The sequence below is a fragment of the Pseudochelatococcus sp. G4_1912 genome (genome assembly GCF_047501465.1).
GTDB lineage: Bacteria > Pseudomonadota > Alphaproteobacteria > Rhizobiales > Beijerinckiaceae > Pseudochelatococcus.
Window position 1 is genome coordinate 733692 of the sequence record NZ_JAZDRL010000001.1, and the last position, 12068, is coordinate 745759.

Annotated in this window: 5 protein-coding genes; 1 reads left to right on the top strand and 4 read right to left on the bottom strand. The window is 56.4% G+C overall.

Annotated features, from left to right (window positions below; genetic code table 11):
• Nucleotides 1–116 precede the first annotated feature (116 nt).
• A complete protein-coding gene (dnaE, locus tag VRZ32_RS03480) occupies nt 117–3626 on the bottom strand; it encodes a DNA polymerase III subunit alpha (protein WP_414524219.1) in 3510 nt (1169 codons plus the stop codon).
• Between the two features lie 422 nt (nt 3627–4048).
• Here dnaE and hspQ point away from each other — a divergent pair, with 422 nt between their 5' ends.
• A complete protein-coding gene (gene hspQ, locus VRZ32_RS03485) occupies nt 4049–4396 on the top strand; it encodes a heat shock protein HspQ (protein WP_414525026.1) in 348 nt (115 codons plus the stop codon).
• Between the two features lie 173 nt (nt 4397–4569).
• Here hspQ and addA read toward each other — a convergent pair whose 3' ends face one another.
• The 3 genes from addA to VRZ32_RS03500 are packed head-to-tail and all read right to left on the bottom strand — an operon-like array spanning nt 4570 to nt 12026.
• Complete coding sequence (addA, locus tag VRZ32_RS03490; protein WP_414524221.1) at nt 4570–8118, bottom strand: double-strand break repair helicase AddA; 3549 nt, start codon at nt 8116–8118, stop codon at nt 4570–4572.
• Complete coding sequence (addB, locus tag VRZ32_RS03495) at nt 8115–11279, bottom strand: double-strand break repair protein AddB (protein WP_414524223.1); 3165 nt, start codon at nt 11277–11279, stop codon at nt 8115–8117. Before addB ends, addA begins: the two co-directional genes overlap by 4 nt.
• A gap of 12 nt (nt 11280–11291) precedes the next feature.
• On the bottom strand, nt 11292–12026 hold the full coding sequence (locus VRZ32_RS03500) for a nucleotidyltransferase family protein (RefSeq protein WP_414524225.1): 735 nt from the start codon (nt 12024–12026) through the stop codon (nt 11292–11294).
• Nucleotides 12027–12068 lie beyond the last annotated feature (42 nt).

The following is a 12068-nucleotide window of genomic DNA, read 5'->3' on the forward strand; positions in this document are numbered from 1 at the left end:
CGGCCACCGGAAGCTATACAGCCCGTCCCGCGTGTGGAATGGCGCGCGTTATATTATCGATATTGCAAAATGGCAAGTCAGAAACCGCAATTTTCCAGCATTTAAGGCAATCCGCCCTAACGCAACTCTACTTCGACAACTCCCGGCAGGTTGCGCAAAGCGCCAGCGATTTGTGGGCTTGTCGAATAGCGCCCTGGCAACTCAAGCTCAACCTCTTGCCGCCCCTCGATATCCACAACCATTGAGACCGTGCCTTCACCATGTAAACTCAGTTGGCGGGCGATCATATCAATTGAACGCGTGTCGTTCAAAACAATGCGCATGCCCTTCTGATGGCGCGCAACAGCCTGGTCAAGCGGCTCCACGCGCTGAATGCGGGCACGCACCTCATCACCATCGCTTGATGCCTGCACCACCAGCATCACCGCCTGCCCAGGCTCCAGCAACTCGCGGTACTGCATAAGCCCTTCAGAAAACAGAATAGCCTCGAAGTGGCCGCTCTGATCGGAAAAGTTGATGATGCCCATCTTGGTGCCATTGCGTGTGCGCCGCTCTGTACGGTCAAGCACGGTTGCAGCAAGCTGCCCCATGCTCTCCCCCCGTTTCACACCACGCGCAAAATCTGCCCACCTCTGCACCCGCAACTTATCGAGCAATGGCCCATATTCATCAAGCGGATGCCCAGACAGGAAGAAGCCAACAGCATCATACTCACGCTGCAAGCGTTCTGAGGACAACCAAGGTTCATATTCCGGCGCGCGCAACGGTTCAGGGGCCATGGACATGCCAAAGATATCTGTCTGGCCATTTGCTGCTGACTGAGCTGTTTGATTAGCCAACGCCATGATGGCATCGATGGCCGCAAAAGCTTTGGCGCGATCAGCTTCAATCTCATCGAGAGCACCCGATGCAATAAGCGCTTCAAGTGTTCGTCTATTCACAAGACGCGGATTGATGCGCCGTGCAAAATCGCCCAGATCCTTAAACGGCCCATTTGCCTGCGCCTCAACGATGGACGCTACCGCGTGCTCGCCTACACCTTTGATTGCAGCCAGTGCGTAGCGAATAATTCCAGTACCATCGGCGTCATAAACCACGTCAAAGCGCACACCGGAACGCTGCACCGAAGGCGGTTCTACCTTGATACCAAGCCTTTGTGCTTCACGTCTAAATTCAGCCAGCTTGTCGGTATTGTCCATATCAAGCGTCATTGACGCCGCCATGAACTCAACCGGGAAGTTTGCCTTCAGATACCCCGTTTGATAAGCAATCAAAGCATAGGCGGCAGCGTGGCTCTTGTTAAAACCGTAGTCGGCAAACTTGGCTAGAAGATCAAAAATATCATCTGCAAGCTGCTGTGTAAGGCCGTTTTTGGTCGCGCCATCCACGAAGCGTGCGCGCTGCGCATCCATCTCCGCTTTGATTTTCTTACCCATAGCGCGGCGCAAGAGATCTGCTTCACCCAGCGAATAGCCGGACAAAGTTTGCGCCACCTGCATCACCTGTTCCTGATAGATGATGATGCCGAAAGTCTCACGCAGGATCGGGGCGAGAGCCTCATGCAGATACCAGGTATTCTCCGGCTCACCTCGACCGTTTTTGCGATCGCAATAAACTGGAATATTCGCCATTGGACCAGGGCGATAGAGTGCGACGAGCGCAATCAGATCCTCCAGACGGTCAGGGTGCATGTCAACAAGCGCTTTGCGCATGCCCGCACTTTCAACCTGGAACACGCCAACAGTCTCACCTCGCCCCATCTGCGCAAACGATTGCGCATCATCAAGCGGAATGCGATCCAGCACGAAATCCGGCTGGCGCTTATGGATGTGATCGACAGCCGTCTTGAGAACGGTAAGCGTTTTCAAGCCAAGAAAGTCGAACTTGACGAGCCCCGCCTGTTCCACCCACTTCATGTTGAATTGGGTAACCCGCATGTTTGAGCGCGGATCGCGATACAACGGCACCAGTTGCTCAAGCGGCCGATCACCAATTACCACACCTGCCGCGTGGGTTGACGCATGGCGATGCAGTCCTTCAAGCTTTTTCGCAATCGCCAACATGCGCCCGACAACCGGCTCTTCTTCGCCAGCGGCCTTCAGCTTGGGCTCATCCTCGATTGCGCGAGCGAGTGTGACAGGATTAGCCGGATTTTGCGGGACAAGCTTCGTCAGCTTGTCAACCTGCCCGTAGGGCATCTCCAGCACACGCCCCACATCTCGCATAACACCACGCGCCTGCAAGGTTCCGAAGGTGATGATCTGCGCGACCCTCTCCTCACCATAGCGCTGCTGGACGTAGCCAATAACCTCTTCTCGCCGATCCTGACAGAAATCGATATCAAAGTCGGGCATCGACACGCGGTCAGGATTTAGAAAACGCTCAAAAAGCAACCCGAAGCGCAGCGGATCAAGGTCGGTAATCGTGAGCGAATACGCAACGAGCGATCCCGCACCCGAGCCTCGGCCTGGCCCGACAGGAATTTGATGTTGCTTGGCCCATTTGATAAAGTCGGCAACGATCAGAAAGTAGCCAGGAAACTTCATGCGCTCGATCACAGAAAGCTCGAAGTCGAGTCTCTTTCGATAATCCTCAACACTCAAACCCGGCGCAGGACCATGGGCTGCAAGGCGTTGCTCAAGCCCCTCTATCGACTGCGCACGCAACTCTTCTGCTTCGTAATCCCGTTCTGTCTCTCCCTCAACAATTGCAGGTGATGAGGTCAGCCCGCCATCTGCCTTGGTAAAGCGCGGCAGAATAGGTTTACGTGTCTTCACGCGGAAAGAACACCGTAATGCAATCTCTACCGTGGAATGCACCGCCTCAGGCACGTCGGCAAACAGCTTAACCATTTCCGCGCGCGTTTTAAATGTGCGCGTGGATGTCATACGGCGGCGCTGATCGTCTGATACAAGCCGTCCATCCGCAATGGCTAGCAGTGCATCATGGGCTTCGTAATCATCTTCTTTGGCGAAGTATGGTTCGTTCGTTGCAACAAGCGGCACGCTGTGTTCATACGCAAGGCGCAGCAGCTCAGGCTCGGTCAAAGCCTCTTCAGGTGTATCGTGCCGTTGAAGCTCAACATAAAGACGATCACCAAACAGCTCTCGTAGCTGTGAAAAACGCGATGTCGCAAGCTCAGGACGACCAACGACAATCGCGCTATTGAGTGCCCCTCCCGGACCGCCCGTCAAGGCGATGATGCCACTTGCATGTGCAGCGAGGGTTTCAATGGTGACATGCGCCCCATGAGCGCCCTGCCCCGGTTCGTTGCCAAGAAATGCGGCGCTGGTTAGCGCCATCAGGTTGGAATACCCTTCCTCACTTGCCGCCAGAAGCACCAGATGCGGGAACAAACGCTGCACCGCACGTGCATTTGGCTCAGGCGCCTCGAACGCCACTGATAATTGCAAACCGGTGATAGGCTGGATACCGGCTTGCGATAGCTTTTCTGAAAATTCAAGGCCGCCAAAAAGATTGTTGGTATCGGTCAGCGCCAGGGCTGGCATTTTGTCTGCCAGCGCGAGCTTGGCTAACGTGCTGATCGTAAGCGCGCCCTCAAGCAGTGAGTATGAAGAGTGAACGTGAAGGTGAACAAAGCCGACCTCTTCAATCAGACTGGTCATCTTATCCCTCACTCGAATCAATCATGCCTGCTCAGGAGAAGGCATTATCACGGACGGCACCTGTTTTGACACCGTCCTAAAGAATTTGCAGCGACTCACACTGAACCACCAGCGAGCGCGATTACTCCTACCAGAGCAATGAAGAGCGTCAGTGATGCAAGTTCGACGACATCCGTAACAACTGCCTTGTACATCTTTCGATCTCCTTTTTGTTCCATGAAGATCAGTATATGTTCTTTCTGCGTTCGCTGTCCAGTAGGAACGTAGCATTTTGCTTAACAATTTATCCTGGCTATGAGACACTTTATTTGTGCGCAGAGAAATATGCATAGGAGGCTTGAGTCATGAGACACTTCCCCGAAACGAAACGTCTGCGCGGCGCCCCCTTGACAGCAATGCACCATGACGCTTTAGGTCATGACATGGATAAATTGCCTCTCTCGACTGCCCGGAGTGCAAAGTTCTCTCTCGGCCAGGTTGTCAAGCATCGCATCTACCCATTCCGTGGCGTGGTTTTTGATGTTGATCCCGTCTTCAATAACACTGAGGAATGGTATCTCTCGATTCCTGAAGACAAGCGCCCTGATAGGAACCAGCCTTTCTATCATCTGTTCGCTGAAAATACGGATTCCGAATATATCGCCTATGTTTCCGAACAGAACCTCGTAGCCGATACATCCGGAGAGCCGATCAGGCACTCTCAGGTTCTTCAGGCGTTCGAACAAGGGGAAAATGGCGAATTGCTGGTCCCCGTCCGCATGACCAATTAAAGCAGAACGCCCAGCGCTCTAGACAGAGCAGAAAACAACTCAGAAGGACGTTCACGCGCGGGCCTTCAAAGGTTTAATCACCCCAAAACCAGCCAACATAAAGCGCCGCTTGCCTCATTAAGAGCAGCGGCGCTTCTAATTTGCAGGCCTGATTTTCTCAACAGGCCGCGGCTTTAGCCTTTATATCCACCGGGGAACACATCCAGCTTGTTCTTTTGCTGCAGAGCAGTTTCGAGTTCGGCAGCAGGCACCTCTATAACCGTCGGGCCAACTGTATAGATCAGGAACGTGCGTATGCGCTTCTCAGGCATGATCTGGCGCAACAAAGCATAATAGAGCGCGAGCTGTGCGACATGCGCCTGCTGTACTGTACCCGTGAGCTGTTGAGCATTACTCGGCGTGCCGCTTTTGAAATCCGCAATGTGGACTTCATCACCAGCAATGGCCAATCTGTCGATGCGGCCAGATATTGGCAGCGTAGTGCCATCACCCAGGATGACATTGCCTGCGACTGCCACCTCTGCCTGACTTTGAGGGCCAAACAAGTCCTGCAAAGCGGGCGCGGATAGTACGCCGATTGCTGCTTCGATGATCTGCCGCTGATCCTGCACCGGCAAACGCCCCGCACGTGCTGCAACGAAACCGTTGGCAGCCAGCACGCGCGCTTCTGGCGCAAATGCGGGCAATCGTTCTATCAGTGCGTGAACAAGCTGACCGCGTAAACGCGCGCTTGCAATGATTGGCGCATCCGCCGGGCGATGCGGCTGATCGGCTGCTGAAAGCGCACTCGATGGCCTCAGAGGCGGTGCACTTTCAGCCTCTGTTCGCGCAGGCTGCATCAGCCATACCGGGGCCTCGAAAACAGGCGCGATAGAGGATGATGGCACGGCAGGCATTGCGGGGGATTTCTCTGGCGTGAACCAGCGCAGAACCTCACGACCGTCTCCATCATCAACGCAAACCAGGCGGCCCTTTGTGCCGGTTGGCTCCGATACCGCCTGCTCAAGACCGTTGATGACCATACCGCTCCAACAATCGTCAGAAGGGCGCGCATTTGCAATCGAGTCATCGGCTCCAGGAGGCTCTTTATTGATACCAGATGCAACAATCAGCCTGTTTTTGGCACGCGTCAGCGCAACATACAGCAGCCGGTTATTTTCTTCCGCCGCTTTTTCACGTAAAAGCGCCCGCGCTTCCGCAACCGGCGTCGGATCAGCCTTTGAACTCGGCGACCAGACAGGAATCTTGATCGTCTCTCCTTCAACCTCTACCGCAACTTCGATGAGCAAGGGATCATGGCTACCGTCCGGCTTTTCGCCGCCGTCTGCAAGGATAACGACTGGTGCTTCAAGCCCCTTCGCGCCATGGACAGTCATCACACGCACTTCATTGCGGGCATCGTCCATATCGCGCTTTATGTCGCGCGTTGCCCCCTCAAATGCGTTCAGAAACCCCGTCAGAGATGGTGCCAGACGGCGCTCATAGTCCAGCGCGAGAGCAAGGAATGAATCAATAGCATCGCCCGCTTCCGCCCCCAGTCGCGCAACCAGCGCCCGCCTGCCACCAAGCGGCCCAAGCAGCGTCGCGTAGAAGCCGAACGGACCGCGCAGAGCAGCCAGTTCACGCCATTCTGCCTGTTTTGATCTTGCTGTTACTGCAGCAGCATCTGCGGCCTCGGCTGCCTGGTGGATCGCCTCAATAAGCGATACGCCCTCAGCACGCGGCGCGGCAATGCGCATGAGATCATCATCGCTCCACCCCACAAGCGGGGATTTTAGCGCGGCTGCGAGCGTCAGATCGTCATATGGTTGCAGCGCTGCACGACCGGCAGCAACAAGATCGCGCACGCCGATATGCTGTGCGACAGTCAAGCGATCAGCGCCTGCAACAGGTACGTGCTCATCCTTGAGTGCGCGAATAACTGCCTCGAAGAAAACACTCCGCTTGCGCACCAGAATGAGCACTTCACCCGGCTGAATAAGCTGGCCATTTTCATCGCCCATATTCATCCAACGGCGAATGGTCCGGGCGACCTTGCGGGCAAGGCGCACAGCTGGCGCCGATGCCTCCGGCTCGTCTACAGGAAGGCTCCACGCGTCAGTATCGACGGCTTTTACTTTCCATTCTGTTGGCCAAACCTCAACCACACCGGGCGATGAAGGACGCGCGCTTTCATGGACTGGTCCGCTCGCGCCATCATCGAACGAGAGGCCTTTACGATGAGCAGGCAAAGCGAAAACGGCATCAACAGCGGAAAGAATTTCCGGCGCAGAACGGAAGGATACCGTTAGCTGCACATCCTCAAAGCGCATGTCGGCAGCGACAGTTCTATTGCGGAAGTGGCGCCCGCTTGCTTCAAATTCATAAGGAGCAGCGCCCTGAAAACCGTAAATAGATTGCTTGGGATCCCCCACCGCGAACAACGTGCGCCGACGCGGAAAAGCGCCCTCTCCAGCGGCAAACTCCTCAACCAGCGTTTTAAGAATAATCCATTGATCGGGCGATGTATCCTGCGCCTCATCCACCAGCACGTGGTCAATACCCGCATCCAGCTTGTAGAGAATCCAGGCTGCATCAGCCCGCTGCAGGAGAGAGACGGTGCGAGCGATCAGATCATCAAAATCAAGCGCACCTCGGGCATTCTTCAAGGCTTCCAGGCGGCCAAAAACGGCATCTGCGAGCGTAAACAAAGCCTTTGTGCGCGCAATTGCTTCAGCAACCTTTAGGCGCTCAAGCACGGACACCACGCGGTCCTGCTCTTCAAGAAGACGCTCCGCGAGTGAAACATCGATGGCTTTAGTCGCCATACTTTTGAGCGGCGATCCCGTCTGCGTGAAAAAGATATCGCGATATAAAATGAAACGCTCTTCCTCACGGGTGGCTGCGTATGCTGCCCGTAGCGCTTCTGCTTTCGCCTTGTCTGTTTTGCTGCCGTTATCAAGCTCAGTTGCGATGCCAGGCCATTCCTGCGCTTGAATGCCCCCCTCAACCACAATACGGCGCAGATAGGCTGGGGTTTCAGCAACACCTAGCCCGCATGAAGCGCCAAATGCATCAAGGACACGCGTCAGCCCCTCCGCCCCACGCGCGTAATCGCGCAGAAATGGCTTATGTCGCAATGCCGCCCGCAACACCTTGTTGACTGTATCATCACCAGCCTCATGAGCGAGATAGGTCAGGCATTGCGCAACAAGTGGATCACGCCCAAGGGACGCACCGATCAATACCTCACGGGTGGCCTGCTCCAGCAATTCCTGCGATTGAGCCTCATCCAGCACCTCAAAACGTGCGGGTACGTTGGCCTCGAATGGGAAAAGATGCAGCAGCCGTTCGCAGAATGCGTGGATCGTCTCAATTTTCAAACCGCCCGGCGTTTCAACCGCACGCGCAAACAACCGACGCGCAATGGCAATTCGTTTTGGAGAGGAAGACGCACCATCCAGTGCTTCAAGCTTGCGAGCAAGGGTTGCATCATCAAGCGCGACCCATGCGCCCAATTCGTCAAACACGCGGTTCGACATGTTTGCTGCAGCAGCTTTGGTAAAGGTGAGGCAAAGTATCCGCGCTGGATCAACACCATCCAGGAGCAGCCGCAACACCCTATCCGCCAGCACCTTGGTTTTGCCAGAGCCGGCATTGGCCGATACCCATGCCGAAGCAGAAGGATCAGCAGCACGACGTTGATCATGACCGGTTTTGGCGGGAACGACGATACCGCTCATGTCTCATCCCCTTCACCGGCAGTAACAGACCATTCGCGCACACGGGCCAGATGATCATAAGGCCCCTCACGCTTGGCGAACTGAGCGAACGGACGCGAAGAAAAGCCTGTCTTGCCCGTGTAATAACGGGCGAGCAACGCTTGAAGGCCGCTGAAATGCTCCTCCACAATCTGCTCAACCGTACGTGCTTCACCACGAGGCGATGTGACGGGCTTTTCAGTCAGCGGATCGCGGCCGCCGGTGGCATGTATATAAAGCAACCGAGGCGCAGGAGCCGCTGCAATTTCGCGAAATGCGCCACGTTTCAGCATGGCCGCTTCAAGCGTCATTTGCGGGGCAAAGCCTGCAAAAATCTGCTTCGGCGATGGTGGTAGCCCTGTTTTAAAATCGACGATAACGGTATCTTTATCACCTTCTTCAATGCGATCTGCACGCGCTGAAAGGGCAAAGCTTGTGCCATCCGGCAGTGGGATCTCTATCCGCCCAGAGACTTCCGCATGCACCCGGCGGATATCGCCGCGTCGCAGTATTTCCCAATCGACAAAAGCACGGGCAAGTTGCTCAAAGCGGGGCCACCACAGCACGGCAATATCCGGATAGACCGCCAAGGGTGCAAAAGCCTCTCGCCCAAAACGCATCACCTCTTCCAGCGCATTTTCAGGCAGAAGTGTTGGCCATGCAGCACTGAAATTTCCCAATGCTGCATGCACCAACGTGCCCCTGTCAGCTGCACCAGGAGGCACCGCAATACCCTCTAATGGATCGAGCTTCAGAACATGACGCGCATAAACCGCATAAGGATCACGCACCAAAGTCTCGATTGCCGTAACGCTTAGCCCCTTAGGCAATAATGCTCTTGGCGGCTTGGGTTTGGGGCGGCTGATCGGAGCCGATGGCTGCGGTCTATCAACTGCATGCGCCAGCGCAATAAACCGCGCTCCAGCATCTGCAACCTTTCCCCACATGTCTTCGCCTGCAAGCGCTTTCATGCGTTGCAGAAACCGCGAAGGCACGGTCGGCGCACCATCCCGCTTGAGTGCGCGCGTGATGATAACTTCAGGCGCGCCCATCGCTTCAGCAAAATCATGTGCTGTCTGGCCAATGCGCCGTTCGGGGGCAGAAAGCCCCAGTGCCGTCCGCATGGGACGATTGAGGAAAGCATCCGTACGCGCACGTGGCGGCCATACACCCTCATCGAAACCGCCCAGTACGACGCGGTCAACCTGCAGAAGACGCGCTTCCAGCAAACCCCAGATCTTAATTCGTGGGTGGACCGGCGCGCCCGTATCCCGTCGTACAACGCGCTCATCTGCCAAGCCCTGGAAAAGCGCCGGATAATCCGCAAACCGTCCATAAATTCCGGCAGCATCAGCGAATGCAAGATCATCGAACAAGCCGGCAAGTTCCTCGCCACCTTCGCCGACAGGCAACGTCTCCCCCGCCTCGGTTGCAGCAATACGCGCCATCGTCACCGCATGGCGCGGTGCAAGCGCAACGAGATCAATCTCAGCCGGATTTTCACCTTCCTGCGGCATGAATGCAGCAAAGGTTTCCTGCAATTGATGCAGGAATTCTTCCGCTAACGTCCAATCATTATCCGTGAAGGCAGCCAAAGGACGGGCAGCATGGCGTTGGCCGGCCTGCTCGCGGCGTACCGGTAAAATCGCCAACAGCCCCTGCAGCCCCTTCGGCGGTGCGGGGCCGCGTAACAGACCGATCTCGATAACTGCAGCACAGCGCTCAACCTCGGCACGCGGGCGGCCAAACGTCGCCATCGGATGCGCGAGAAGCGCCAGTAGTGGCTCAGGTGCAAAGTTTGTTACAGCTGCCTGTGCAGCCAAGCGCGCTAAAGTACCAGCACGACTACGCGACAACGATAGCCCAGCAGAATCCTCAGCAGCGATGCCCCAGCGCGCCAATTCGGTGCTGACACGTTCTGCCAGTGCCCTGTCTGGCGTTATGAGCGCTGCCGTTTTACCTTCGCTTTCAAGCGCCTCACGTAATGTGATTGCAACCGCCAGCGCTTCCATGCGCTCGTCTGGCGCCTCGATCAAAGCGATGTTATCGAGCGGCTCCTGCGTCGTAATTTGCGCGCGTTCAATATGCCAGTGATCTGTGGTTTCAGCTGGCCGCATCGATGCGCTGATAAATTGCCGCCGCGCATCAAGACCCTCTGACGCACGCCCCAATGGCATCACCTCTCGGCGCTCAATGCCGATCGTCGCCAATAATTGATACAGCACAGCCTGCGGGTGCGTTGAAACAGGGCCGCCATCTTTTCCACCAATGACAGCCCACGTCTCATCGTCCAACCGCTGATCAAGCCCCGGCAGCACAACCGCCCCTTCGTGCAGATGCGCTATGGCAGCAATCAGCTTGGCAGTTGCCGGAATCGAGCCTGTGGACCCCGCAACAATCATCGGGCCGCTTGGTGGCCGCTGCGCAAGCTGCTCAGCTTGCGCTAACGTCAGCCGATGGTGCCGGGCAACCGGATCGCTTGCATTGCGGTCAGCAAGAATACGCGGCCATTGCTCAGCAGCAATTTGCAGAAACTCAAGAGTAATCGCGAAGTAACGTGAGTGCCGCTCTTCAACCAAGGCAGCCAGGGCGCTCCACGGCACATTCTCAGTGGTGAGGGCATCCATCAGGCGGGCAAGATCGCCTGCTAGCGCCAGCGCATCCGCCGGGGATGCCGGCACCAGCAACGGCTCACGATCATCAAGACGCAACAAGGCCCGGTCCACCGCCCGTGCCCATGATAGCACCAACCGTGTCAGGATCAGGCGCCGTTCGGTATCGCCCAATGACGGCGCAAGTGTTGCCGCCAACGCTGTGTCAGCAAATGCCTCGCCTTCTGCCGCAAGAGAAAGCTCTGCATCATCAACATCGCCCAACGGCACGAGGCGCGGCAGCAATACTGGTGATGGCGCAAACCGTTCAGCAAGCAAGGTCGCAAAAGCGCGCGCTGCACGACGCGTCGGCAGAAAAATTGTCGCCCGTGATAATGACAACGGATCAGCCGCATTCGGAAAGCCCGGCACGATCCGCCCGTCGAGCAGCGCATCAGCAAGCGTTTCCAGAAACGGCGCGCCGGCCGCAATCGTATAGACCCGGGCCTGCTTTCTGGCGAGTAGGTCCATTTGCCTGCCGGCCTCAGTCATGTGGCCACACGGTCACTTGGCACTCGCTGCGACAAACTCTTCCGCTTCAAGAATAGCTTCAGGCGTTCCCACATGCAGCCACTCTCCATCGAGCCGCAGGCCATACAGGCGCCCGGCTTCAATTGCCCGATCGAACAGCAGGTTGAGCGAGAATGGCCCCTCCGGCGTATCCTTGAACAGTTCAGGTTTGATGAGCCCCACGCCCGCATAAATGAAGGGCGCGACATGGCGCTCGCTGCGGCGTATCAGGCGCCCCTCTGACGTCATGGTGAAATCGCCCTCACCTTCATGGCCTATGCTATTAGCGCTGTTGGCTAGCAGCAGCAGCATGTCCATATCGTCCGGATTCCAGCGCGCCATCAGTTGCTTGATATTGGAGGTAGGCCCCTCCAACCACATGGCATCCGTATTGACGACAAAAAACGGATCAGGCCCCAATTTCTTGAGCGCTTTTTTTGTGCCTCCACCGGTCTCAAGCAGCTGCGCGCGCTCGTCCGAGATGATGATCTCTATGCCTTCAACATGCTGAAGATGCTGCTCCACCAGCTCTGGCAGGTAATGCACATTGACCACGGCCCGCTTGACGCCTGCCTGTGCCAACCGGTCGAGCGCGCGGTCGAGAAGTGAACGACCGGCAATACGCACGAGTGGTTTCGGCAATGTTGCCGTTACAGGACGCATGCGGCTGCCAATCCCGGCGGCAAGCACCATGGCGGAAGTAGGTGTAGGCACGGAGTGCTTGGACATTATCAACACTGCTGATCTGGCTCTCACAGATGGTCCGCATCA

Coding starts and splice junctions, on each gene's coding strand:
- dnaE (WP_414524219.1), bottom strand. CDS start 3,626: ATGACCAGTCTGATTGAAGAGGTCGGCTTTGTTCACCTTCACGTTCAC.
- addB (WP_414524223.1), bottom strand. CDS start 11,279: ATGACTGAGGCCGGCAGGCAAATGGACCTACTCGCCAGAAAGCAGGCC.
- addA (WP_414524221.1), bottom strand. CDS start 8,118: ATGAGCGGTATCGTCGTTCCCGCCAAAACCGGTCATGATCAACGTCGT.
- hspQ (WP_414525026.1), top strand. CDS start 4,049: ATGGATAAATTGCCTCTCTCGACTGCCCGGAGTGCAAAGTTCTCTCTC.
- VRZ32_RS03500 (WP_414524225.1), bottom strand. CDS start 12,026: ATGTCCAAGCACTCCGTGCCTACACCTACTTCCGCCATGGTGCTTGCC.